Genomic DNA, 26944 nt, shown 5'->3' with positions numbered 1-26944 from the left:
GTGAGCTTCGTAGCCGATCTCCAGCAGCGCGGCATCCGCCTCTACGCGAAGGCCGGCCAGCTGGCCGCCGACGCCGCGCCCGGCATGCTGACCGCCAGCCTGATCGAGCAGATCCGCGACCGCAAGGCCGAGATCCTCGACCTGCTCGGCGCGCTCGACGCGCACGCAGCCCGCGCGGGCGACGCCGCCACGCACGACGCCGCGGCCGACGCCGGCGACACCGACGACGGCCCGCTGTCGGACGGCCAGCAGCAGATGGTGCTGGCCAGCCGGCTCGCGCATCACGCGGCCTATCACCTGCCGGCGCTGTTCGCGATCGACGGCGCGCTCGACACGGCCGCGCTGGAGCACGCGTTCGCGACCGTGCTGCGGCGCCACGAGACGCTGCGCACGCGCATCATCGAGGTGGACGGCCAGCCGGTGGCGCGCGTCGACGCCGCGGACGCGTTCGCGCTGCCGGTGACGCACGTCAGCGAGCCGGACGCGCTCGCCCTCGCCCGCGACGAGGCCGACCGCCGCTTCGACCTGGCCACCCAATGGCCGTGCCGGGTGAGCCTGCTGCGCACCGGCCCCGCGCGCCATCTGCTGGTGATCGTGCTGCATCACGTCTGCTGCGACGGCGTCTCGGTGGGCCTGCTGATGCAGGAGATCGCCGCCGGTTACGCGGCGGCTCGCGCGACCTCCGGCACGCCTGCCCGGGCCGGCGGCCACGACCACCTCGGCCCTGGCGACGACGCGGGCCAAGCGCCCGCGCCGGCCCGCCGCTTCGCCGACTTCGTGCGCTGGCAGCAGCGCCGCCTCGCCTCGCCCGAGCAGCGCGCCGCGCGCGACTACTGGCGCGAGCGCCTCGCCCGGCCCGTCCCCGCGCTCGCGCTGCCGGCCGACCAGCCCGGCTCGGCCGCTCAGCCGGCCGCCACGCTGCGCCTCGCGCTGCCGGCCGCGCTGCGCGAGACGCTCGACGTGCACGCGCGGCAACACCGGCTCACGCGCTTCACGCTGCTGGTGGCGGGCTTCGCCGCGCTGCTCGGCCGCTATGCCGGCGAGGAGGATGTGGTGATCGGCACGCCGATCGCGAACCGCACGCACGCCGAATGGCAGGCACTGGTCGGCTTCGTCGCCAACACCGTGGTGCTGCGCTTCGACTGCGCGGCCGACCGGCCGCTCGATCACTTTCTGGACGCGGCGTCGAGCACCGTGCGCGACGCGCTGATCCACGCCGAACTGCCGTTCGAGCAGGTCCTGCGCGCCATCGATCGACCGGCCGGCGCGCCGCTGTTCCAGGCCATGTTCGCCATGCAGCCCGCCTCGGCCGCCTCGTTCTCGCTCGACGCGCTGTCCGTCGCCGCGCTGCCGCTCGCGCCGTCGCAGACCAAGTTCGACCTGACGCTGCTGGTCGAGGAAGGCGCGGACGGCGCCGAGCTGGTCTTCGAATACCGCGCCGACCGCTTCGAGGGCAGCTGGATCGCCGATCTCGCACGGCGCTACCTGCTGCTGCTCGAACGACTCGTGGCCGGTGCCTCGGCCTCGCCCGCCCTTGCGCTCGGCCAGCTCGACCTGGGCGACGCCGCCGACCTGGCGCGCCTCGCGCGCGAATGGCGCGACAACGCGATCGAGCGGCCGCCGCTGCCGGTCCACGCGCTCGTCGCGGCCGCCGCCGCGCGCACGCCGCAGGCGCTGGCGATCGTCGCGCCCGGCGGCGAACTGCGCTATGGCGAACTCGACGCGCTCGCCAACCGCTACGCGCATGCGCTGATCGCCGCGGGCGTGGCGCCGGGCGATCGCGTCGGCGTCTGCCTGCCGCCCTCGGCACGCCTGGTTGCCGTGGTGCTCGCGATCGGCATCGCCGGGGCCGCCTACATCCCGATGGACCCGGCCTATCCGGCCGAGCGCCTGCAGGCGATGGTCGACGACGCGCGGCCCACGCTCGTGATCGTCGAGCCGCCCGCGCCGGCGCTCGGCGGCACCACGGCCGTCGCGCTCGAGCGCCTGCACGAGGATGCCGCCGCGCGGCCGCCGCACCCGCCCGAACCCGCGCTCGCACCCGGCGCCGATCCGATGGCGCTGCCGCTCTACGTGATCTTCACCTCCGGCTCGACCGGCCGCCCCAAGGGCGCCGTGGTCACCCAGCGCAACTTCGTCAACCTGCTGCACTGGTACGCCGACACCTTCGGCTTCCACGCGCACACCCAGGTGCTGCTGCTCAGCGCGCTGAGCTTCGACCTGACCCAGAAGAACCTGTTCGCGCCGCTGCTGCGCGGCGGCACGCTCGTCATCAAGAGCCGCGCCGATTTCGACGCGCCGAGCGTGGTGGCCGACATCGCGCGGCGGCGCGTGAGCATCGTCAACTGCACGCCGAGCATGTTCTACGCGATCGTCGAGGCGGATGCCGCCAACGGCTGGCGCGGTATCGAGAGCCTGCGCCACGCGTTCCTCGGCGGCGAGCCGATCTCGCTCGGGCCGCTCGCCGACTGGCTGCGCGATGCGCCGCAGCGCACCGAGATCGTCAACACCTATGGGCCGACGGAATGCTCGGACGTCTGCGCGTACAAGCGGCTCCCCACCTCGCTCGACCACTGGCCGGCGGTGGTGCCGATCGGCGCCGCGCTGCCCGGCTTCAAGCTGGTGGCCGTCGACGAACACGACCGTCCGGTGCCGGACGGCATGGCGGGCGAGCTGCTGGTGGGCGGCATCGGCGTGGGCGACGGCTACGTGGGCCGCCCCGAGCTGAACGCCGAACGCTTCTTCGTCCCCGCCTTCGCCACGGCCGGCGAGCGCTTCTATCGCACCGGCGACCGGGTACGGCGCCGCCCCGACGGCGACTTCGTGTTCCTTGGCCGACGCGACCTGCAGACCAAGCTGCGCGGCTTTCGCATCGAGTTGGGCGAGATCGAGGCCGCGCTCGAGGCGCAGCCGGGCGTGGCGCGCGCCGCCGCCAGCGTGCGGCGCGGCGAGGCCGGCGACGAGCGGCTGCTCGCGTTCGTCGTCGCCGAGCCGGGCGCGGCGGCCGGCCTCGACGCCGCGCGCCTGCTCGGTGCCGTGCGCGGCCGGCTGCCGGCCTTCGCGGTCCCGCAGGCGATCGTGCCGATCGCGGCGCTGCCGCTCACGCCGAGCGGCAAGCTGGACCGGCGGGCGCTGGCCACGCTCGACGCCGGCGCCACGCTCGCGGCCGACGCACCGCCCTACGAAGCGCCGCAAGGCGCGCTGGAGACACGCATCGCCGAGGTCTGGCGCGAGCTGCTCGGCCTCGCGCGCGTGAGCCGTCACGACAGCTTCTTCGCGCTCGGCGGCCACTCGCTGCTCGCCACGCGCGCCGTGACCCGGCTCGTGAACCGCCACGGCCTCGCACTCGACATCGGCGATGTATTCGAGGCGCCGACCGTGCGCGAACTGGCCGAACGGCTCGCGGCGCGCGGCGTCGCCGCCGGTCCCGACGCTGCGCCGGCCACCGGCAGCAGCGGCGGGGCGGCCGACGCGTCCAGCGGGCTCGACGTCGCGCCGATCCCGCACCGCGACGCGGCGGCCCCCTATCCGCTCTCGCCCGCGCAGCAGCGCATGGCGTTCCTCGCGCGCTTCGAGGGCAGCGCCTCGACCTACAACATGTCGATCGCGCTGAAGCTCGCGGGGCGGCTCGACGTGGCCGCGCTCGGGCACGCGCTCGACGCGCTGGTGGCGCGCCACCCGGTGCTGTCGGTCGCGTTCTCGGCCGACGGCGAGCGCACCGTCCAGACACCGTGCGCGCCCGGGTTCGCCGCGCTCGCCGCCGTGCCGGTCGCGCCGGACGCGCTCGCCGACACGGTCCGCGAGCTGGCCAACCGCTCCTTCGACCTGGCACGCGACACCACGCTGCGCGCCCACCTGCTCGTCACGGGCGCGGACCAGCACGTGCTGGTGCTCTCGATGCATCACATCGTCTGCGACGGCTGGTCGGCCGGCATCGTGCGCGACGAGCTGGGCCGGCTCTACGCGGCGGCGCGCGCGGGCACCGACGCCGCGCTGCCGCCGCTGCCGGTCAGCTATTTCGATTACGCGGACTGGCATCGCGCCTGGCTGTCTCCCGCCCGGCTGGCGCGGCTCGATGGCTACTGGACCGGCCAGCTCGCCGGGCTGCCCGAGCTGTCGACGCTGCCCACCGACTACCGGCGCCCCGAGGTCGCGCGGCACGCCGGGCGCACCGAGCCGTTCGTGCTGCCCGACGCGCTCGCGGCAAGCCTCGCCGAGGTCGCGCGCGAGCACGGCGCGTCGCGCTTCATGTTCGCGCTGGCCGCGTTCCAGGCGCTCGTCGCGCGGCTCACGCAACGCGCCGAGGTGGTGGTCGGCACGCCGGTGGCGAACCGGCTGCGCCCCGAACTCGAGGGGCTGGTCGGGCTGTTCGTCAACACGCTGGTGATCCGGCAGCAGGTCGACGACGGGCAACCGTTCAGCGCCCTGCTCGATGCCGCGCGGCAGACCCTGCTCGACGCCTACGCGCACCAGGACATGCCGTTCGAGCGACTCGTCGAGCAGCTGAAGCCGGCCCGCCACCTGGCCTACGCACCGCTGTTCCAGATCCTGTTCGTGATGGATACCGGCGCGCTCGACAGGCTCGACATGCCGGGCCTCGCCGTCGAGCGGATCGACGCGCTGCCCGGCTCGGCCAAGTACGACCTGAACCTGCACCTGCTCGAGCGCGACGGCCGGCTGTCCGGCTACGTCGAATACGACACCGCGCTGTTCGCGCCGGCCACCATCCGGCGCCTGATCGAGATGTACCGCTTCGTGCTGGAGCAGGTCACGGCCGCGCCGCACCGCCCGCTGCACGAACTCACACTGCTTTCCCCTGCGCTCGCCGGCGAACTCGCCGCCCTGCCGGGGCGCACCTCGCGCGCGCCGCGCGAGGCGACCATCGTCGAGCTGGTGCGGGCCAGCGCGGCACGCTGGCCCACGCGGCCCGCCGTGACCGACGGCGACGCCTCGCTGACCTACGCCGGCCTGCTCGACGCGGCCGAACGGCTGGCCGGCGCGCTGCTGCGCGAGGAGGTACCGCGCGCCGCGCCGGTGGGCGTGCTGATGGGCCGCTCGATGACGCGCGCGGTGGCGCTGCTCGGCACGCTCGTGGCCGGCTGCGCGTACGTGCCCCTCGATCCCGAATGGCCCGACGAACGGCTCCGCCAGGTCATGCACTCGGTCGGCATCGCGGCGCTGCTGACCGACCAGGCAGGCGAGCGCACGGCGGCGCTCGGCTTCACGGGCCCCGTGATCGATCCGGGCACGGCCTCGCGGCCCGCGCCGGGCACGGCGGCCGCGCGCCGCGACCCGGCCCCCGACGACCTGGCCTACGTCATCACCACCTCGGGTTCGACCGGCACGCCAAAGAGCGTGATGGTGCCCCACCGCGGTGTCGCCCACGATCTCGCGTTCCTGGTCGAGTCGCGCGACGTGCAGCCCGAGGACCGCGTGCTGCAGATCACGAACTTCAACTTCGATCCGTCGGTGCGCGACCTGTTCGGCGCCTGGACCGCCGGCGCCGCCGCCGTGCTGCTGCCGCCCGAGGTCGCGCGCGATCCGGCCGCGTTGCTGACGCGGCTCGCGCGCGAGCGCATCAGCAAGGTGTTCAGCATCACGCCCACCCTGCTGCGCTCGATCCTGACGGTCGCCGAGACGCGCGGCGCGCCCGGCGAGCTGCGGCTCGACACCCTGATGCCGTGCGGCGAGCGGCTGAGCGCCGAGGACTGCACGCGCGCCTGGGCCGTGTTCGGCGACGGCCTGCGCATCGTCAATCAGTACGGGCCGACCGAGGCCACCATGACCTCGGCCAACCACCTGGTGACGCGCGACGACCTGCGCCTGCCGCGCCTGCCGGTCGGCCTGCCGAACCCCAACACGCAGGTGCGGATCCTCGACGTACACCGGCGCGAGGTGCCGGTCGGCACGTTCGGCGAGGTCCACATCGACGGCATCGGCATCACGCACGGCTATGCGAACGACGCCGGGCGCACCGCCGAGGCGTTCATCCCGAACCCGTTCGCGGCGCGCCCCGATGCCCACGGCCCGATCCTCTACCGCACCGGCGACATCGGCCGCCGGCTCGACGACGGCGGCCTCGACCTGATGGGCCGCACCGACGCGCAGGTGAAGATCCGCGGCAACCGCGTCGAGCCCGGCGAGATCGAAGCCGCGCTGGGGCGCATGGGCGGCGTCGAGCACGCGGCCGTCAAGGTGTTCGAGGACGCCGACGGCCAGCTGCAGCTGGCCGCCTACGTGGTGCTGGGCACGGCGCCGGACGATCCGGAGCGTGCGCTGCGCCGCCATCTCGAACGCGAGCTGCCGTCCTACATGGTGCCGGTCTCGCTGCAGGTGATCGACGCGATGCCGACCACCATCACCGGCAAGATCGACCGCCGCCGGTTGCCCGAGCCCGTGCCGCGCGTCGGCACCCACCCGGCCCGGCACCTGCCGGCCAGCCCCACCGAGGCGGGCGTCGCGCAGATCTGGGCGCACGCGCTCGGCCACGCCGACATCGATACCCGAACCAGCTTCTTCGAGCTGGGCGGCAACTCGATGCAGCTGATCTCGGTGCAGGCGGCACTGCTCGCGCACTTCGGCCGCGAGCTGCCGATCGTCGACCTGTTCCGCCATCCGACCGTCGAGCTGCTGGCCGGCTTCATCGACGCGGGCGGCGGCACCGGACAGTCCACGGACCAGCACGGCGGCGCCGGCGACGACGCGCGCGCCTCGCTGCTGTCGGCCGCCGCACGCCGGCGGATCGAACAGCGCAAACACAGGAACGCCGGCGCCCACGCGCGCCGGCAGCGGAGGGACGAACATGAATCATGAACTCGAGGGCATCGCGGTGGTCGGCATCGCGGGCCGATTTCCCGGCGCCGCCGACGCGGACGCGCTGTGGCACAACGTGGTGGCGGGCCGTGAATCGATACGCCGCTTCTCCGACGAGGAACTCGCGACGGCCGGCGTGCCGCGCGAGCTGAGCGCCGCGCCGCTCTACGTGAAGGCGCGGCCGCTGATCGACGACGTGAAGGGCTTCGACGCCGAATGCTTCGCGATGACGACGCGCGAGGCCGAGATCACCGACCCGCAGCTGCGCCTGCTGATGGAGTGCGCGCACGAGGCGCTCGAACAGGCCGGTCAGGTTCCCGGCGACGATCTCACGGTGGGCGTCTACGCGGGCGTGCGGCTGAGCCGCTATCTCGACGAGCACCTGCTGCCGAACCCCGACGTGGTCCGCTCGGTCGGCATCGAGTCGCTGCAGATGATCAACCGCAAGGACTCGGCCGCCACGCTGCTGTCGTACCGGCTCGACCTGACCGGCCCGAGCATCAGTCTCAACACGGCCTGCTCGACCGGGCTGGTGGCCGTGCATCTCGGCTGCGGCGCGCTGCTGAACCACGAATGCGACCTGGTGCTGGCCGGCTCGGCGGCGATACCCGCGTTCGATCCGGAGGGCTACCTGCACACGCCGGGCGGCATCCTCTCGCCGGACGGCCACTGCCGGCCGTTCGACCAGGCCGCGAAGGGCACGCTCGACGGCGCCGGGGTGGGCGTGGTCGCGCTGATGCGGCTCGAGGATGCCGTCGAGCGCGGCGTGCCGGTACTGGCCGTGATCCGCGGCACCTCGGTGAACAACGACGGCGCGATCAAGATCGGCTACACGGCGCCGAGCGTGGACGGCCAGGCGCGCGTGATCGCCGAGGCGATGGCCACCGCCGGCGTCGGCGCCGAGACGATCGGCTACGTCGAGACGCACGGCACCGCCACGCCGCTCGGCGACCCGATCGAGATCGCCGCGCTGACCCAGGCGTTCCGGCTCGACACCGATCGCGTCGGCTTCTGCGGCATCTCCTCGCTGAAGAGCAACATCGGCCATCTCGGCGCGGCCGCCGGCATCGCCGGGCTCATCAAGGCCGTGCAGGCGGTGCGCCACGGCGTGCTGCCGCCAAGCCTGAACTTCGAGTCACCCAACCCGGAGCTGCGGCTCGCCGACAGCCCGTTCTACGTGATCCGCGACGCGCGCCCGTGGCCCGCGGACCGGCTGCCGCGCCGCGCCAGCGTCAGCTCGTTCGGCATCGGCGGCACCAACGCGCACCTGATCCTCGAACAGGCACCCGACGCCGCCGCGGCACCGCAGGCCGACGCCGGCACGCCGCGCGCGCGCCTGCTGCCGTTCAGCGCGACCTCGGAGGCGGGCCTCGCCGACTATGCGCGGAGCCTGGCCGCGGTCTGGCGCGCGGCGGCGCCGCCCTCGCTCGACGCCGCGGCGCGCACGCTGCAGCACCAGCGCCGCGCGCGGCGCCATCGCGGCTTCGTGGTGGCCGCCGACGCCGCCGAGGCGGTGCGCGAGTTCGAGCGGCTGGCCGCCCGCGCCGCGCCGGCCGAGGGCGCGGACCGGCCCGGCGCCGGCGCGCCGCCGGTGGTGCTGCAGTTCACCGGCCAGGGCGCGCAGCAGCGCCGCATGGGCGGGCTCGCGGCGCTCGCGCAGCCGCGTCTCGCGGCCAGGCTCGACGAGGCCGCGCGCTGGCTGCGCGAGGACCACGGCGTCGAGCTGGCCGTGCTCGTCGCCGACGGTCACGATCCGCGCTCGGGCCTGCGGCTGGACACCACCGCCGGGGCCCAGCCCGCGCTGTTCGCGCTCGAATGGGCGCTCGGCCGCTTCTGGCTCGACGCCGGCATCACGCCGGCCGCGCTGGTGGGCCACAGCCTGGGCGAGCTGGTGGCCGCCACGCTCGCCAACGTGATGAGCCTGCGCGACGCGCTGCGGCTCGTGATGGCGCGCGGCGCCGCGATGCAGCAGGCGCCGGTCGGCGCGATGCTGGCCGTGCCGCTCGCCGAGACGGCGCTCGCCGCGCTACTGGCCGCCGCCCCCGCCGAGGCGAGCACCTGCGTGATCTCTGCCGTCAACGGCCCGGCCGCCTGCGTGGTGTCGGGCAGCCTCGCCGGCATTGCTGCGCTCGAGGCGCTGCTGGCCGCGCAACGCACCGTCCACAAGCGGCTCGACACCTCGCACGCGTTCCATTCGCCGCTGATGGAACCGGTGCTCGAACGCTTTCGCGCCGCGTTCGACGGCATCACGCTGCGCGCGCCCGAACTGCCGGTCCATTCGACCGTCACCGGCCGCCGGCTGACCGATGCCGAGGCGATCGACCCGGCCTACTGGGTCGGCCAGCTGCGCGCGCCGGTGCGCTATCAGCAGGCGCTGCAGGCCGCGCTCGCGGACCTGGCCGGCGCGGCCGCCGTGGTGCTCGAACTCGGCCCCGGCCGCACGCTGACGAGCGCCGCGCGCGGCTTCGTCGAGGCGCGCCACACCGTGCTGCCGAGCCTCGGCGGCACCGCCGACGACGAGGCCCGTGCGCTGCTGCAGGCGTTCGGGCAGCTCTGGAGCCTCGGCGTCCGGCTCGATTGGAGCGTGCTCGACGCCGCCGCCGGCACGCCGCTCGCGCGGCTGCCGACCATGCCGTTCACGCGCCGGCGCGCCTGGATCGAGCGCTTCGTGCCGACCGCCGCGCCTGCCGCGTCCGGCGCGATCGTGCCGGACGCGGCCCCGGCCGGCGCGGCCGCCCCGCTCTCCGTTTCCGTTCAACCCACCGATGAAGGACTGCCCATGGCCTCCCCCGAAGACGACGGCACCGCCGCGCTGCACGAACAACTGACCGCGATCTGGCGCGACGCGCTCGGCGATCGCCCGATCGGCCCGGACGACAGCTTCTTCGACCTCGGCGGCAACTCGCTGCTGGCGCTGCAGGTCGTCGGCCGCATCAATCAGGCGTTCGGCGTGGCGATCAATCCGGCCGACATGCTGATGCGCCCGACCGTCGCGGAACTGTCCGACGTGATCACCGGCAAGCTGCTCGGCAAGACCGACGATGCCGATCTGGACGCGCTGCTCAACGAGATGTCGCAGCTGTCGGACGACGACGTGCGCGAACTGCTGAAGCAGGCCTGAACGGCCCCATGACCGCGGGCCGAGGGCAGCATGACCCGAGGCCCGAGCGAGGAACCCAGCCATGACCAACCTGCACGAGCGCATCAACCAGTTGAGCGATGCGCAGAAAGCCGCGCTGCAGGCGCGGCTCGAACAGAAGCGGACGATCCGGCCTGCCGCCCGGCCGCTCGACTTCGGCCTGCTGTTCTTTTCGTCCGACGGCTCCGGCCGGACCGCCGGCAAATACGACCTGCTGATGGACGCCGCGCGGCTCGCCGACGCCGAGGGCTTCAGCGCGATCTGGACGCCCGAGCGCCATTTCCAGACCTTCGGCGGGCTCTATCCGAACCCGGCCGTGCTGGCCGCCGCGCTCGCCATGGTCACGCGCCGCATCCAGCTGCGCGCCGGCAGCGTGGTGGTGCCGCTGCACGACCCGGTGCGCGTGGCCGAGGAATGGGCGATCGTCGACAACCTGTCGGGCGGGCGCGTGGCGCTGTCGTTCGCGAGCGGCTGGCACCGCGACGATTTCGCGTTTCGCCCCGACGCGTTCGAGACGCGGCGCGAGACGCTGGAGCCCGCGATCGACACCATCCGCCGCCTGTGGGCCGGCGAGCCCCTCACGCTGGCCGGCGTGGGCGGCAAGCCCACCGAGATCCGCACCTTCCCGCGCCCGGTCCAGCCGGCCTTCTCGTTCTGGCTCACGGGCGCGTCGCGCGAGACCTGGAGCCGCGCCGCGCGGCTCGGCGCCAACGTGCTGTGCCTGATGGGGCCGTCGCTGGCCGACCTGCGCGAGAAGATCGCGCTGTACCGCGAGGAACGGCTCGCGGCCGGGCTCGACCCGGCCGGCGGCAAGATCACCGTCACGCTGCACACCTTCATCGACGACGACCTGGCCGCGGTCAAGCGGCAGGTGCGCGCGCCGCTGACCGACTATCTCGAGGACTACGTGCGCCAGTTCCGCAGCCTGATGCCGGCCGAGGAAGTCGCGCGGCTGGAGGGCGCGAAGGAGTCGATCCTCGATTTCGCGTTCGAGCGCTACTTCAATTTCAGCTCGCTGCTCGGCGACCGCGCCAAGTGCATCGAGATGCTGAACCGCCTCACCGAGGCCGGCGTGGACGAGGTCGCCTGCCTGGTCGACTTCGGCCTGCCCGCCGACACCGTGATGGCCGGCTTGCGCAAGCTGGCCGCGCTGCGCCGCGAATTCGCCGACGCGCAGGCGCAGGCGTCGTCGAGCGCCGCCGCGCCGGTCGCGTGAGCCCGCCCGCCGCCGCATGACCGAACCCGCAGCCGAAGCCGTCCCCCGCGCCCCCCGTCAACCCGTACCCGCCCCGAACATGAACACTGACCGATTCGCCGATTTGTCCGCCGAGAAGAAGGCCCTGCTGCTGCAACGCCTGACCGCCCTGAAACGCGAGACGGCCGCCGCCCCGGCCGCGCTGCGCGAGGCCGTCACGCCCCACCTGTCGGTCGACCGCCGCCCGCTGCTGTCGCTTTACGCGGCGGGCGAACTCGAACCGGTGGACGCGGTGGCCGTCGGCTGCCTGTCGGACCGCCTGCTGCGGCAGAATCCGCAGCTCGACACGCGCCACTTCACGCACGCGCTCTGCCACGACCTGCCGATCTTCGCGAACGTGCGCACGCTCGCGGCCGGGCGCATCGCCTCGGTGATCCTGCCGCGCTTCTATTCGCAGATCTATCTCGACCAGTCCGACATCGTGCGGCTGGTTCGCCAGTGCCAGTCGCTCGCGAAGGTGCTCGGCGCCCGCATGGTTTCGCTGACCGGGCTGATCCCGTCGGCCACCGACTACGGCCGCGCGGTACCCGAGGACGACGCGCTGCCGCCCGTCACCACCGGCCACGCCACCACCACCTCGGCCGTGGTGCTGTCGGTGCGGCGGCTGCTGGCCACCGCCGGGCGCCGCCTCGAGGACGAGACGCTGGCCTTCATCGGCCTGGGCTCGATCGGCTCGTCGACGCTGCGCCTGCTGCTGAGCGTGCTGCCGCATCCGCGCCGACTGATCCTCTGCGACGTCTACCAGAAGCGCGAATACGTCGAGCGGCTGATGCAGGAAGTACGCGACGAGCTGGGCTTTCGCGGCGAGCTGTCGTTCCACCACGAAAGCCGGGGCGTGGCGCCGCAGGCCTACGAGGCCACGCTGATCGTCGGCGCGACCAACGCACCCGACGTCGTCGAGGTGAGCCGGCTGCGGCCCGGCACGCTGATCGTCGACGACTCGGACCCGCACTGCTTCAACCCCGAACAGGCGATCGCGCGGCTCGAGGCGCACGGCGACATCCTGTTCTCGGAAGGCGGCGCGCTGGCCGCGCCGGCGCCGTTCGAGCACCTCGCCTACATCCCGACCGAGTTCGCGCAGCAGCTGCCGGTGGACACTACGCCGGGCACCGAGCGGCGCATCACCGGCTGCGTGCTGTCGAGCCTGCTGTCGGCGGCGCGCGGGTATCCGTCCACGCGCGGCGACGTGAAGCTGGCCGATGCGCTCGCCCACTACCGCGGGCTCTGCGACGACGGCTTCGACGCCGCGCCGCTGCACTGCGGCCACTACGTGATCGCGCAGGAACGCGTGGACGCGTTCGCCGCGAACTACAGCACGCGCGCGCTGAAGCCGGCCTGACGCCGCGGCCCCCATGTCGTCGATCCCGTCGATGCCCTCCCCACCCGCCGCGCCGCCGATGGCGCACCTGCCCGAGCATCCGTCGTTCGCCGCCGTGCCCGCCTACGCACCGACGGAACTCGTGGTGGAGATCGCGCGCACCGCCGACGGCACACCGCATATCCGCGCGCACGACTTCGAATCGCTCGGCTACGGCCACGGCTACGTGGTGGCCGACGATCACGCGGCCGTGCTGCTCGCGCACCTGGTCACGCTGCTGGGCGAGCGCAGCCGCCACTACGGCCGCGACGAGGCGCCCGGCGACGGCGCCAACCTCGACAGCGACCTCGGCTACCGCGCGCTCGACTACGGCGGCCAGGCCGCCGGCGCGCTGGCGCGGATGTCGCGCCACGCCAACGCGCTGATCGACGGCTTCGCGGCCGGCTTCAACCGCCGCGTGAGCGAACGCGTCGAGGCCGGCGACGCGCTCGCGCCGGTGCCCGGCGGCACACCGCGCGTGCTGCGGCGCGACGACATCGCCGCGCTGCTGCTCGCGCTGGCCGACGAGGCGAGCGGCCGGCGCTTCGTGCAGGCGCTCGCGCTGGCGCGACCGCCGGCGTCGACTTCGGCTCCGCCGCACGAGGATGACGCGAGCGCGGCGTCGCGCGACGCTGGCGATGCGCCGCCCGACGCGCGCGCCGGGGCCAGGGCCGCCGCCGACGCGGCTCCCGCCACGCCGCCCTGGTCGGCCCACACCGACCTGCCGCTCGGCAGCAACGCCTGGGCCGTCGGCAGCCAGGCGGCAGCCGGCGGCGCGAGCGTGCTGCTCGCCAATCCGCACTTCGGCTTCGCCGACGGTCTGCGCCTCTACCAGGTGCATCTGACGATCCCCGGCGCGCTCGACGTGGCGGGCGTGTCGATCCTCGGCTGCCCGACCGTCAACCTCGGCTTCAACGCATCGCTGGCCTGGACCCACACGGTGTCGTCGGCCGAGCGGTTCGTGCTGCAACGGCTGCGGCTCGTGCCGGGCGACCCGACCACCTACCTCTGGGACGGCCGTCCCGAGCCGATGCAACGGCGTCGCGTGGCGATCGAGATCCGCGGCGAGGCACGGCCCCACGAGCACGATCTGTGGCAGACGCGCCACGGGCCGCCGCTCGGCGTGCCGGGCCTCGCCGAATGGAGCGCCGGGCAGGTGTTCTGCCTCGGCAACGCGAACGCCGGCAACGCCGACGTGCTCGACCACTGGCTCGCGATCGGCGCCGCGCGCTCGCTCGACGAGCTGGAGCAGAGCTTCGCGCGTTGGGCAGGCACGAGCTGGGTGAACCTGCTCGCGATCGACGCCGCCGGGCAGGCCTGTTACGTCGACGGCAGCAACGTGCCCGAACTCGGCGCGGCGACGCTCGCGGCACTGGCGGACACCGACCATCCGCTCGCGCTCGAACGCAGGCGCCGCGGCCTCGTCGTGCTGCCCGGCGACGACCCGCGCCATGCGCTCGCGCCGCGCCGCCCGCGTGCCGTCGCGCAGCGCCCGGCGCGCCGCACGCGCGGCGTGCTCGCCAACTTCAACAACCCGTACCAGCGCGTCGATCTCGACGCCGCGCTGCCCGCGCACCATCCGCTGTTCGGCGCGTTCGACGCGCCGCTCACGCCGCGCGCGCGGCACGGCCTGCGGCTCACGCGCGAACTCGCGCGGCCGATCGGGGCCACCGCGCTCGCGCGCCTGACGCTCGACAACCACGTGCCGATGAGCGACCTGCTGCTCGACGACCTGCTCGCGCTCGGCGCGGCCTGCCGCGAGCCGGTGATCGCGCGCGGCGGCACGCGGGTCGATCTCGCGCCGGCGCTCGCGATCCTGCGCGCGTGGTGCCGCGAGGACGCGCTCGACGCACCCGGCGCGCCGCTGTTTCGCGAATTCGCGCAGGCATGGCTGGAGGGCGCCCCCGGCTACGCGCACGGCTTCGATCCCGCCGCGCCGCTCGACACGCCGCGCGGCCTGCCGCACTGGCAGGGCAGCGGCCCGGCGCCGGCGCTCGTCGCGCTGGCCACGGCCGTCGAGCAGCTCGCGGCGGCCGGCTTCCCGCCCGCCGCCACGCTGCGCGAGCTCCAGTTCCGGCTGCGCGCCGACGGCACGCGCGCGCCGCTCGACGGCGGCCCGAACCTGACCGGCGCGCTCAACGTCAGCCAGGTCGGCGCGCTCACGCCGCGCGAGCGGCTCGCCCAGTTCGTGCGCGGGCGCGTGCCGCTGCCCACCGGCCTCGCGCCGCACGGCTATGCCGTCAACTTCGGCACCACCTGGCTCGCCAGCATCGTGTTCGACGGCGGCCGGCCGCTCGTACACAGCGTGCTGCCGCAGGCGCAGCGCAGCCGGCCCGGCACCGCGTGGAGCGATGGCCGGCCGCCGCCGCGGCTCGGCACCCCGGCCAGCCGCTTCGCGTTCGACGCGGCCCAGGTGCGGGCCGACACGGTGACGCGCTGCGAATTGCGCGCCAATCCCGCCTCGACTACCTTCGCCGCCGACGACGCCCCCCGTCATCCCCTCCCCGCCCAATCCGTCCGCCCATGAACGATTTCTTCTCGATGTACCGCCACGGCTTCCTGCGCGTGGCCGTCGCCATCCCCCCCGTGGTGGTCGCCGATCCGGCCGCCAACCTCGAGGCCACGATCCGCCTCGTGCGCGACGCCGCCGGGCGCGGCGCGCTCGTGACGATCCTGCCCGAACTCGGCCTGTCGGCCTACACCAACGACGAGTTGTTCTTCCAGCGCGCGCTGCTCGACGGCGTGAAGCGGGCGATCGGCGAGCTGCGCGCGGCCTCGTCCGAGCTGCCCGGACTGATCGTGGCGGGCGCGCCGCTCGAATGGAACGGACGCCTCTACAACGCCGCGGTGGTGCTGCACCGTGGCCGAATCCTCGGCGCGGTCCCGAAGTCCTACCTGCCGAACTATGGGGAGTTCTACGAAAAGCGCTACTTCGCTTCCGGGCTCGGCGTGACGGGCGGCACGCTGCGGCTGGACGGCGCCGAGGTGCCGTTCGGCACCGACCTGCTGTTTCGCGCCGACGACTACCCGGAGTTCGTGCTCGGCGTCGAGATCTGCGAGGACCTCTGGGCGCCGGTGCCGCCGTCCACCTACGCGGCGCATGCGGGCGCGACCGTGATCGCGAACCTGTCGGCCAGCAACATCACCGTCGGCAAGTCCGAATATCGCCGGCTGCACGTGCGCTCGCACAGCGCGCGCTGCCAGGCGGCCTACCTCTATTCGGCGGCCGGCTGCGGCGAATCCACCACCGACCTGGCATGGGACGGCCACGCGCTCGTCTGCGAAAGCGGCGAAATCCTCGCCGAGACCGAGCGCTTCGCCGACACCGCGCAACTGCTGGTGGCCGACCTCGACCTGCAGCGCATCACGCAGGAACGCCTGCGCATCCAGACCTTCGACGATTGCGCACGCGCGCTCGGCGGCCCCGCGTTCCGCAGCGTCGGCTTCATGCTCGCGCCGCCGGGCGGCCCGAGCGGGCCGCTGCTGCGCCGCCTCGACCGCTTCCCGTTCGTGCCGGCCGACGTCGCGATGCTCGATGCGAACTGCGAGGAGACCTTCATGATCCAGAGCCACGGACTCGCCAAGCGGCTGCGCGCGACGGGGCTCGAGCAGGTCGTGATCGGCGTGTCGGGCGGCCTCGACTCCACCTACGCGCTGCTGGTCTGCGCACTGACCATGGACCGGCTCGGCCTCGACCGCCGCAACATCCTCGCCTACACGCTGCCCGGCTACGCCACCAGCCGGCACACGCTCGACAACGCCTGGGCGCTGATGCGCGCGCTCGGCGTGAGCGCGCGCGAGATCGACATCAAGCCGGTGTCGGACCGCACGCTGGCGGACATCGGCCATCGCGCCGCGCAGGGCGAGGCGCACTACGACGTGACCTACGAGAACGTCCAGGCCGGCGCGCGCAGCGCCTACCTGTTCCGGCTCGCGAACGCGAATCGCGCCATCGTGATCGGCACCGGCGACCTGTCCGAGCTTGCGCTCGGCTGGTGTACCTACGGCGTCGGCGATCAGATGTCGCACTACAACGTGAACGGCTCGGTGCCGAAGACGCTGATCCAGCACATGGTGCGCTGGCTCGCGGACCGGCGGCGCTTCGGCACCGATGCGTCCGGCATCCTGCGACGCATCGTCGAGACCGAGATCTCGCCCGAACTGGTGCCCGGCGATGCGAGCCAGCCGAGCCAGTTGACCGAGCACGCGATCGGCCCCTACGCGCTGCAGGACTTCAACCTCTACTACGTGACGCGCCACGGCTTCGGCCCCGCGAAGATCGCGTTCCTCGCGTGGCAGGCATGGCACGACGCCGAGGCCGGCGGCTGGCCGATCCTGATGGACGCGCGCCCCGTCTACGACCTGGCCGCCATCAAGCGCTGGCTTGGCGTGTTCGTGAAGCGCTTCTTCGAGGGCAGCCAGTTCAAGCGCTCGGCACTGCCCAACGGCCCGAAGGTAGCCACCGGCAGCTCGCTGTCGCCGCGCGGCGACTGGCGCGCGCCGAGCGACTCGGTGGCGCGCGCCTGGCTCGACGAGCTGGCGCGCGCGGTGCCGGACGCGGCACCGGGTGCGGAATCGCCGGCGGATTGAGCCATCAACCGGCGGGCGGGGCCATGCCCGGCCCGCCTTGCCATCGCCATTCGCGAGGCGGGGTCGCGGTCTGCCGCGAGTGGTCCTGTCGCGAACATCCGGTGAAGGCTGCCGGCGAGCATGGATCGAAGCCGACGCAGCGCGATGACCGTAACGCAGCGCGTGCGGCCATATAGATCGATGGCCCCGCACATGCTTAACACTGCGAATCAATAAGGAAGACGCTGCACGCGCCGGATTCGCTCGCGAGACGCGAGACGTCGAAGCGCCGGTACCGGTCGGGTCGGGTCGAGCCGGCGCGGCGCGCCGGAGCCGCCACGCATTCGGTTCGTTCCCGACCACGCTCGCGAGCTCGTCCGCCATCGCGGCCGACGATCCGAAGCGCCGCGCCGACCAGGCTGCCGATGCCGGCCGGTGGTCCCGGCATTCCCCGATCCGGGCACCCGATTATCGGGCAGATCACTCACCCGCCACCCGGCGCGGGCGTGCCATTCTTTTTGAATTATCTTCTCGCGCATCTCAATTCAAATTCTCAGCAAATTTCAATGAATCCGATAGCAATCGGCAAAGTATAAATATTACTCACCGACAATCTCACCAAGTCAAAAATTCTACGTAGTCGCGCGAACCGGATCGCGTACTCCCACGTAGCAAATCTTGCAAATGTAATGCTAGAAGAATTGAAAATGTAATATTCGAAGCGAGCCGCCCACCCAATTCCCTCAATGCCGATACGCCATGAAATGTCATCGAATTCTTGAGCTTATGTCATTGTTTTCAATGACAGATCACCACAAATAACCAAATAGTTAATTCATGATTTGAGGCAAATTACGTAAGAAATCAGTCAGCTTTGTTCATTTCCAGGAATCATCCAGAAATAGGTTGACGAGAAAGGATTGGGTGCGCGAGAATTTTTATAGACGATATTATTCTCAATAACAAAATAGATTTCTGATTTTGTTATTAACCAGCAAAATTGAATCACCATTGCAATAAATCGCGGCTTTTTGATTGAATTATCTTGCTCGCCGAGAGGTGGATCTGCGTCTCATTTTCGCGAAGCGTCGCGGCAATCGCCGCCTGAATTCGCCGGGCCGCGCGGGATTGCCGGCAGCGGCGACCGGCCCCGACCGGCAGCCGGGCGGTCAGCATCGGGATCGCTCGCATCCAATCACGCGTCACCGAATCCGAATCGACGCGGGCCATTCGGCCCATCGATTCGTCTTCCTAATAAATAGGTCGACATGGACACAACATTGCACACCGGACTGCTGATGACGGACGGCGTGGATCGCGCCTACCCCGACGTGGTGAGTCGGTTCCGACGCATCGCGGCGAGCCATGTCGCGAGCCCGGCGCTGCGCGCCGGCGCCGAGGCCGTGACCTATGGAGAGCTGGATCGTCTCAGCGACGCGCTGGCCGCCACCCTGCTGGCGCAGGGCGTGGCGCCGGGACACTGCGTGGGCGTGAGCGGCAGCTACGGCCTGCACACGGCGGTGGTACTGCTCGGCATCCTCAAGGCCGGCGCGTTCTATGTCTATCTGGATGCGACGCTGCCCGCGCGGCGCCTGGGCCTGATGGCCGATACGCTGGCGGTGCGGCTGGTGGTGGCGCCGGCCAATGCGCACGAGATGTTCGCCGCGCTCGGCATGGCGTGCATCGCGACCGGCGACGCGATGGCAGCAGCCGGCGCGGTGCATGCTTCCACGCCCGTGCCTTCGCTCGAGCGGACCGCCAGCGCCCTCGCCTACGTCAATTACTCGTCTGGCAGTACCGGTCAGCCCAAGGCCATCGCGTGCCGCGACGGCGGCATCACGCGGCTCTGCGTCGACCAGCCGGTGCTGGGACTCGGCGCCAGCACGGCGATGTTGGTGAATGCGCCGCTATCATTCGACGCCTCCACGCTGGAGATCTGGGGGCCCCAGCTGAATGGCGGCACCTGCGTCTTCCATACCGAGCGACTGCTGAGCCCCGCGGGCCTGCGCGTGCTGGTCGAGCAACAGGGCGTGAACACGCTGTGGCTGACCTCGGCGCTCTTCAACGCGATCGTCGATCTCGACGCCACCTGCCTGAACGGGTTGCGATGCGTGATGGTGGGCGGCGAGGCGCTGTCGGTCGCACACGTGCGGCGCGCCATGCAGGCGAACCGCGGCGTGCGCTTCATCAACGGTTACGGGCCGACCGAAAACACCACCTTCACGGCCTGTCACCGGGTGACGGAGGCGGACCTGCTGCAACCCGCGCTGCCGATCGGCACGCCGATCAACGGCACCGGCGTGGTGATCTGTGACGCGCAACTCGCGCCGCTGCCGCCGGGGCAGATCGGCGAGCTGGTGACCTTCGGCGCGGGGCTCGCGCACGGCTATCTCGGCAATCCCGAGCTGAACGCCCGCAAGTTTCCGACGCTCACGCTGGACGGCGTCGCACGCCGCGTCTATCGCAGCGGCGACCGGGTGCGGCTGAACGCCGATGGGCTGCTCGAATATCACGGCCGGATGGACAAGGAGGTCAAAATCAACGGCTTCCGGATCGATCTGGCCGAGCTGGAGAACTTTCTGCGCACCTGCCCGGGCGTGCGCGACTGCGTGCTGGTGGACGTCGAGCGCCACGGCGGCAAGCTGCTGCTGGCCGCGATCGTGCCAGTGGACGACCGGGACGGCGACGGCACGCTCGCGGCGCTCGAATCCGGATGGCTCAACCAGTTGCCGCCGCACGAGCGCCCGCACGCGCTGTTCGTCATCGACGCGCTGCCGCTGACGGCTAACGGCAAGCTCGATCGCGCGGCGCTGATCGAGCGCTGGCGCGGCAGCGACGAGCTGAGCCTGGCCGGGCTGACGGCCGCGGAGCGCGGCTGCGCGGCGCTCTGGCGGCGCCATGTGGGCCACCTGCCGTCATCGCGGCGCAGCGACTTCTTCGCGGCCGGCGGCAACTCGCTGCTCGCGCTGCGCCTGCTGGCCGAGGCCGCGCGACATCTGCGCGTGTCGCTGCCGATCGACGAGTTCTACGCGGCCAGCCGCTTCGAGGATTTCTGTCGCTGGCTGGACTCGCGCGGCGCGGGCCGGATGCTGCCCGGCGAGGTCGACTCCGGCCTGGTTCGGATCGCGCCGTGCGACAACGCGGCAGCGGACCCGGGCGGCGAGATCGCGGCCGAAGCCGACCTCGCCGCCGCGCTGGCGCAACGCTTTCCCGACCCCGCCCACCTGCACCTGTTCGCCCATCGCGGCGAGCTGTTCGTGGCGGGCGAGACGGCGGAACTCGACGAGGCGGCCCGCGCGTGGCTCGCCGCGCGACAGCGCGCGATCGTCGGCCAGCTGTCGGGCCGTGCGCTCGAATGCGAGCTGAACCCGTGCCAGCGCTCGATGGTGCTCGACGAGCTGTTCAACGGCAACCTCGACGGCAACTCGATGTTCCACCAGCTGCATCCGGCCCGGCCATGGACCGTGACGCAACTGCAACGTGCCTCGGACCGGCTCCACCGCCGGCACCCGCTGCTGAGCGCGCGCGTCGGCCTGGAAGGCGAGCGCTTCGTGTTCGTGCTGGAGCCGGACACGCCGCCGCCGGCCGTACACGACGATCCGCACGTCTACGCCGACGAGGACGCGTTCCGGCAGCGCTACCTGCACCATCCGCATTCGGTGCTGGAGCCCGGCTACCTGCGGCTCGTGCGGGCACACGTGGCGGGGCGTCCGGTGTTCGGCGCGTGGCTCCATCACATCGCCGCGGACGGCCCGTTCGTGAGCCGCCTGCTCTGCGAGCTGCGCGCCGTGCTGGAGGACGACGCCGAGGCGCAGACGGACGCCGCGCCGGCCGACTTCAGCTTCGTGCAGCAGAACTGGCGGATCGCGCGCCGCCTGGAACGCGAGGCCGAGCCGGCACGTCGCTACTGGCGCGCGCAGCGGACGCGAATCGCCGCGCTCGGCACCGACGCGCCGCCGGGGCTGCGCTCGGCTACCGCGCTGGCCGAGCGCGATTGCAGCGCCACCCGCACTGCCGCGCTGCTGCAACTGGCGATCTCGCGCAAGCAGGGCCTGCTGCCGATGTTCGCGGTACTGCTGCAGCAAACCTGCGCAACGGTGCTGGACTGGCGGCCGCACCTGTTCGCCACCACCTGCTCGCTGCGCGAGGGCGGCATCAGCCAGGACGGCGCGGGCTGCTACATCAACCTGCTGCCGTTGCCGCTGGAGTCGCGCGTGGGCGATACCGAGGCGGCCATCGCCACGGCCGGATACGAGGCGCTACAGGCGATGGCCTCGGCCTGCCTGCCCTACGAGGATCTGGCCGAGGCCTGCGGCGGCCTGGCCGGCAGGGAGTCGGTGCTGATCAACGTGGTGGAGGAACGGGCCGACCATCCCCACGACTGGGCGCAATCGTGCAACGCGTTGAAGGTGCGCCGGCCGCTCACGCTCACGGCGTTCCTGCGCGCCGGCAGGCTGATGCGGCTGACACTGGCCGGACGCCTCGCGCAACCGGTTCTCGTCGCGCTGCTGGACGGCCTCGTCGAGGCCTGTGACCGACTACTGAACGAGGAACGCGCCCATGTCCGCGACGATCTGGCTACTGCCTGACTTCATCGGCCACCCGCTCTGCTTCTCGGCGCTGGCCGCGCGGCTCGCGCGCAGCGCGAGGCTGCGCCACGTGAGCTACCACCGCTACTGGCCATATCGCGACATCGGCCAGCTTGCGCGCGCGATCGCCGACGACTGGCACGGCGAGCGCCCGCAGTGGCTGGCCGGCTACTCGTTCGGCGGGCTGGTGGCCTGCGAGCTCGCGAGCCTGCTCGAGCGCCGCGCGAGCGCGGCGGGCGAGGACGCCGAGGCGGTCGCGCCGAAGCTGCTGCTGATCGACTCGCGGCTCGCCCATGGCGAGACGGCCGTTGCCCGAAGCGGCGCGACCACGCTCGCGAAGCTGGTCGGCACCGAGGCGTACCGCCAACTGGTCGAGAAGATCGACGCGCTGGCCGCGCTCGACGAGATCGATCGCGACTGCGTCGAGGCCAACCTCGGCCTGTTTCCGGACTTCCGGCCGGGCGTCACCACGGTGGAGGCCACGCTCGTCACCGGTCGCTCGGGCGACGAAGGCTACAAGACGGCGGAGCGCTGGAGCACCAGCCTGCCCAACCTTCGCCGGCATCGGGTTGACGTCGCCCACCAGGACATGCTCACCGAAGCGGCGGCGCTGGACACGGTTCTTTCGATACTCGAGGCAAAGGAGGAAGCATGAAGATCGTCAGGAAATTGCTGTCGCCGCAACACACCGCCGCGGCGCTGGACTGGGTGATGCGCCGCTCGGAGCAGCCGGCCGCGGCGCTCGAGCCGGAATTCGACATCGCCGACGACGAGCGGCGCCTCGCCAAGAAGATCCGCAAGCTCTACTGGGCGGACGAGCCGTTCTGGCAGGCCTGGCTCGACGACGGCGGGCTCGGCGCGCTGAGCCGGCAAACGCTCAAGCGCCCGAAGCTGATCAAGCACGCGGCCTTCATCAAGCGCGGCCGCGACGAGTCCTTCATCCCGCTGCACCAGGACATCGCCCTGTGGGAGCGCAAGTACGAAACCGCCACCACCTTCTGGGTCGCGCTGACCGAGTCCAAGCGTGCCAACGGCGGGATGTTCTTCTATCCCGACAACTCGATCGTGTACCACCACTCGCTCGACCTGCGCTATCCGATGTTCAAGTGCATCAACGAGGAGGAGACGCGCGTGGACATGTCGCGTGTCGTCGATGCGGAGCTGGAGGCCGGCGACGTCCTGCAGTGGGACGCCGCCACGGCGCACGGCAGCCACACCAACGACAACGGCCGCCTGCGCATCGGCATGCCGCTCGTGTTCGTCGAGGAAGACGAATACGCCGGGTTTTTCTGAGGTTTTCTAGGAGAGGAACGATGGAGCAATGGATCATCAAGCATCTGCAGGAACTGCTGGCAGTCGATTCGATCGCCCCCGAGGACATTGAACGCCACCTGATCGCGTTGAAGAGTCACTCGCTGAAGATGGTGACGTTCCTCGCGCGCTTCGCACGCGAGTTCGGCACCGCGCCGAAGATCATGGATTTCATCGAGCGCCCCACGCTGGCGACGCTCAACGCGACCCGCCCCGTTGCGCAATCGTGAGGCATCGTCATGGAACCCAGAATCATTGATTGCACGTTGCGCGAAGGCATGCAGGCCAAGCAGTGCGCGTTCGACATCGAACAGAGCGTGCTGCTGGCCAGGCGGATTTCCGCGTTCGGCATCGACATGCTCGAATGCGGCCACCCCATGATCTCCGATCGGGAGATGGCGCGCGTGAAGGCCGTGGTCGCGGTCTCGTCGGTGCCGGTGCTCGCGCACGCGCGCTGCCGCATCAGTGACGTGGACGCCGTGGCGGCATCGGGCGCGCCATGGATCGGGCTGTTCGCCTCGATCAACGAGATCTCGCTGCGCACCAAGTTCAAGGACATGACCAAGGAGCAGGTGGTCAGCATGTTCGAGGAAGCCATCCTGCACGCGAAGCGCAAGGGGCTCTCGGTGCGCGCCACCATCGAGGACGCGGGCCGCACCTCGGTCAGCGACATCGTCTGGCTCGTGCGCACGGCCAGGAAGAGCGGCGCGGACCGCATCTGCTTCGCCGACAGCGTCGGGCAGCTGCTGCCGCTCGAAACTTACGACGTGATGTCGCTGCTGCGCCACGAGTTTCGCGACGTGGTGTTCGAGCACCACGTCCACAACGACCAGGGACTCGCGCTCGCCTGCTCGCTCGAGGCGCTGCGCGCCGGCGTGAACTGGCTGTCCACCAGCTGCAACGGCATCGGCGAACGCGCCGGCATCACCGACACGTTTCAGCTGGCCACGCTGCTGCACACGCGTCACGACCCGAAGCGCTTCAACCTTGCCGACGCGCGCAAGCTCTCCGAGCTGGTGGAGATCTACAGCCGGGTCGGGCGCTCGCCGATGCAGCCGCTCGTCGGCGAGAACGCGTTCGTGCATGTGTCGAAGCTGCACCAGATCGCGATGCGCGAGGATCCCGCCGCCTACAGCGTGATCGACCCGGCGCTGATGGATGGCCACGTGACGCTCGAGAAGGATCCGCCGCTCGCCGAGCAGAACGTGTTCACCACGCCGTTCGAGAAATCGGCCACCGAGCTGAAGTACCACCGCCACGGGCAGGGCCGACGCTACGTGATGCTCGACCACCGGCTGGTGCCGTCGTCGCCGTTCTACTTCATCGCCCGCAAGGTGGATGAAATCGTGCCGACCGAGCCCGGTCACGTCGACAGCCACATCCACCGCTGCGACTCGGTGTTCATGTTCCTCGGCGACGGCGAGGGCTACCGCGGCCTGCAGGCCGAGGTCACGGTCGGCGACCGCACCCAGGTGCTGCAAAGCCCGGCGTCGGTGTTCGTGCCGGCCGGCTACCGCCACACCTATCGCTTCTTGTCGGGCAGCGGCTCGTTCATCAATTTCGTCAACCACGGCAACTACAACCAGAGCCTCATCGAGATCGAAGACCATGAAACAATTTGACCTGCATGCCGAAGCCTACAACATCGTGCGCGGCAAGATCGCGTACCCGGAAAAGCTGTTCCGTACCTTGTCGGAAGCCTGCGCGAAGCATCAGTCGGCACTCGACATCGGTTGCGGCAACGGCGTCTCGACGATTCGCCTGGCCGACTACTTCGCCGACGTGGAGGGCGTGGACCTGGGCGAGAACCTGATCGAGAAGGCGCGCGCCAACTATCCGAAGCTGCGCTTCAGTGCGAGCCCGGCCGAGCAGTTCAAGACCGAGCGCCGCTACGACCTGATCACGAGCGCCACCTCGTTCTACTGGATGGACCGCCCGGCCGTGCTGGCCAAGATGAGCGACTGGCTCAACGAGAGCGGCGTGTTCTGCGCCTACAAGTACGACTTCCCGGTTGCCTACGGCCCGCTGCGCAACTTCATCGAGCGCGAGCTCGTCACCAAGTGGGCGAAACACCGCGACGACCGCCTCGTCAACTACGACAACACGCTGGAACTGATGAACGCCGCAGGCGTGTTCTCGTCGGCCGAGCGCATCGTGGTGTCCAACATCATCGAGCTGAGCCCGAAGGAAGTCGCGCTGTTCTTCCTGTCGACCAGCTACGTGACGCGCTACATGGACCAGGAAGGCGGTGCGGGATACATCGAGAGCTTCATCCGCGCCGTCGAGGAGGTCGATCGCAGCAGCACGGTCAAGATCAACTTCGACATTCACGCCTTCATCGGCAGCCGCTGAGCGGCGGCCGCCCGCGAGGGGACGATCGGGCGCCCCGGTCGTCATCGACATGCACGTCACGGAAAAGAGAATCATGCTCGGCACTTTCACATCGTTGGACCAGGCGGTTGCGCACACGGCGGCGCATCGCCCCGATCAATGCTTCGTACTCGATGCCAGCCGGTCTGGCGAGGAGGTGAGCTACAGCTACCGGCAGGCGAACGAGCGGATCGATTCGCTGGCGGCCCAACTGGACGCCCTGCCGCCCGGGCAAGGCGTGGGCGTGTTGTTGGCCACGAGCTACGCGTGCCTGTGCCTGATCTACGCCGTCATCCGCAGTGGCCGCGACGTGGTGCTGATCGATCCCGAATGGGGCCTCGTGGCCAAGCGCGCCGTAATCCGCGAGATGGGCCTGCAACACCTGGTGAGCGCCGAGCCGTGCCACGACGAGCTGGCCGATATATGCCTGCCGCTCGACCCGAATCGCCCCGCGCCGGGCTTCGCGGCCGACGCCGAGCGGTCCGCGCGCAGCCGCGTGGTGGTGTTCACCTCGGGCACCACCTCGAAACCCAAGGGCATCGAGCTGAGCCAGGCCGCGATGCTGTACGCGTACCGCCTGGGCGGCCAGTGCCTCGGCCTCGGGCCGCAGACGCGTTCGGGCTGCATCTATCGCATGAGCGGCCTCGGCATAGCCGGCATCCATTTCCTGTTCCCGATCCTGCACGGCGGCAGCACCGTGATCCTGCCGCAATATGCCTATTTCGACGTGGCCGCGTTCTGGCAGCTGATCAGGCGCTGGGAGATCAACTTCCTCTACATCGTGCCGCCGATCGCGAACTTTCTCGTCAAGGAAGGCGAGCCGCTCGCCACGCCGTTCACGCGTGACTCGCTGCTGTGCGTGGCGGGTTCGGCACGGCTCGACGCCGCGATCCAGCGCCGCTTCCAGGACGCGTTCGCGCCGCTCGCCAACATCTACGGCCTGAGCGAATGCGGCTTCGCGTTCCTGTTCGGCCACTTCGACGGCACACGCTACACGCACTCGGTCGGTCCGGCGGTCGGGCTGGAACTGAAGCTGCTCGACGAGCACGGCGCGCCGATCACCGAGCCGATGCGCCAGGGACGCCTGTACGTGCGCACGCCCAGCCTGTTCGAGGGCTACGTCAACAACGCCGAGTTAACCGCCTCGCTGGTGGACGACGGCTGGCTCGACACGCGCGACCTCGCCTACTTCGACACCGAGCGCTGCTACTACATCGTCGGACGCTGCGACGGCACGATCAACAAGGGCGGCAACCTGTTCCATCTGGTCGAATGCGACGAGCTGCTGCTCAACCACGAGCAGGTGATCGAGGCCTGCAGCGTGAAGGTGCCGTGCGACATGTACGGCGAAGACTACATCGCGTTCGCGCGCGTGCGCGAGGCGCAAGGCGCCGCGATCCTGCAGGAGTTCCTCGCACGCGGGCTCGGCGTCGCGCGCGCACCGCGCCAGGTCGTGCAGTGCTCCAGCGAGCTGCCGCGCAACGGCGCCGGCAAGTACGACCGCAAGGGGCTGCTGGCGCTGGCCGGCGTGGAGGATTGAG

14 protein-coding genes are annotated in these 26944 nt (G+C 71.2%); 13 read left to right on the top strand and 1 reads right to left on the bottom strand.

The features are described from left to right. The 6 genes from bpln_RS18340 (at window position 1) to bpln_RS18315 (ending at window position 17154) form a co-directional block, all read left to right on the top strand. Window positions 1-6813 carry a non-ribosomal peptide synthetase gene (locus tag bpln_RS18340; protein ID WP_055139618.1) on the top strand — a complete coding sequence of 2271 codons (6813 nt, stop codon included), beginning with the start codon at window positions 1-3 and terminating at the stop codon, window positions 6811-6813. Beyond that, window positions 6803-9934 (top strand): type I polyketide synthase, encoded by a 3132-nt coding sequence (locus bpln_RS18335; RefSeq protein ID WP_063891292.1) that lies wholly within the window; start codon window positions 6803-6805, stop codon window positions 9932-9934. Before bpln_RS18340 ends, bpln_RS18335 begins: the two co-directional genes overlap by 11 nt. A gap of 61 nt (window positions 9935-9995) precedes the next feature. Continuing rightward, entirely contained in the window at window positions 9996-11168 is a 1173-nt protein-coding gene (locus tag bpln_RS18330) for a MupA/Atu3671 family FMN-dependent luciferase-like monooxygenase (RefSeq protein WP_055139616.1), read from the top strand. A gap of 79 nt (window positions 11169-11247) precedes the next feature. Further along, window positions 11248-12546: a hypothetical protein gene (locus bpln_RS18325; RefSeq protein ID WP_042626880.1), complete on the top strand. Its 1299-nt coding sequence runs from the start codon at window positions 11248-11250 to the stop codon at window positions 12544-12546. 31 nt (window positions 12547-12577) lie between these two features. After that, window positions 12578-15091: a penicillin acylase family protein gene (locus tag bpln_RS18320; protein WP_158512044.1), complete on the top strand. Its 2514-nt coding sequence runs from the start codon at window positions 12578-12580 to the stop codon at window positions 15089-15091. Continuing rightward, a complete protein-coding gene (locus bpln_RS18315) occupies window positions 15088-17154 on the top strand; it encodes an NAD(+) synthase (protein WP_055139614.1) in 2067 nt (688 codons plus the stop codon). Before bpln_RS18320 ends, bpln_RS18315 begins: the two co-directional genes overlap by 4 nt. Window positions 17155-18138: 984 nt before the next feature. On the opposite strand, the gene bpln_RS35710 is transcribed toward bpln_RS18315, so the two are convergent. Further along, window positions 18139-18363, bottom strand: coding sequence for a hypothetical protein (locus bpln_RS35710; protein ID WP_148654079.1), 225 nt, complete (start codon window positions 18361-18363; stop codon window positions 18139-18141). Between the two features lie 38 nt (window positions 18364-18401). On the opposite strand from bpln_RS35710, the gene bpln_RS18310 reads away from it, so the two are divergent. The 7 genes from bpln_RS18310 (at window position 18402) to bpln_RS18285 (ending at window position 26943) form a co-directional block, all read left to right on the top strand. Then, complete coding sequence (locus bpln_RS18310; RefSeq protein ID WP_082465342.1) at window positions 18402-21722, top strand: amino acid adenylation domain-containing protein; 3321 nt, start codon at window positions 18402-18404, stop codon at window positions 21720-21722. Next, the gene (locus tag bpln_RS18305; protein ID WP_052498373.1) at window positions 21694-22377 is read left to right on the top strand and encodes a thioesterase domain-containing protein; all 684 of its coding nucleotides are present in this window, start codon (window positions 21694-21696) and stop codon (window positions 22375-22377) included. The genes bpln_RS18310 and bpln_RS18305 overlap by 29 nt, the downstream gene beginning before the upstream one ends. Next, complete coding sequence (locus tag bpln_RS18300; RefSeq protein ID WP_175937965.1) at window positions 22374-23015, top strand: phytanoyl-CoA dioxygenase family protein; 642 nt, start codon at window positions 22374-22376, stop codon at window positions 23013-23015. Before bpln_RS18305 ends, bpln_RS18300 begins: the two co-directional genes overlap by 4 nt. A gap of 20 nt (window positions 23016-23035) precedes the next feature. Then, window positions 23036-23263, top strand: coding sequence for an acyl carrier protein (locus bpln_RS37395; RefSeq protein ID WP_171907386.1), 228 nt, complete (start codon window positions 23036-23038; stop codon window positions 23261-23263). A gap of 9 nt (window positions 23264-23272) precedes the next feature. Next, window positions 23273-24655, top strand: coding sequence for a 2-isopropylmalate synthase (locus bpln_RS18295; protein WP_042626878.1), 1383 nt, complete (start codon window positions 23273-23275; stop codon window positions 24653-24655). Then, entirely contained in the window at window positions 24642-25385 is a 744-nt protein-coding gene (locus bpln_RS18290) for a class I SAM-dependent methyltransferase (protein ID WP_042626877.1), read from the top strand. Before bpln_RS18295 ends, bpln_RS18290 begins: the two co-directional genes overlap by 14 nt. Before the next feature lie 73 nt (window positions 25386-25458). Further along, a complete protein-coding gene (locus tag bpln_RS18285; RefSeq protein ID WP_055139612.1) occupies window positions 25459-26943 on the top strand; it encodes a class I adenylate-forming enzyme family protein in 1485 nt (494 codons plus the stop codon). Window position 26944 lies beyond the last annotated feature (1 nt).

This window comes from Burkholderia plantarii (genome assembly GCF_001411805.1).
Classification (GTDB): Bacteria; Pseudomonadota; Gammaproteobacteria; order Burkholderiales; family Burkholderiaceae; genus Burkholderia; species Burkholderia plantarii.
Note: the sequence above shows the minus strand (reverse complement) of the source record. Positions and strands in the feature narration are given on the sequence as shown.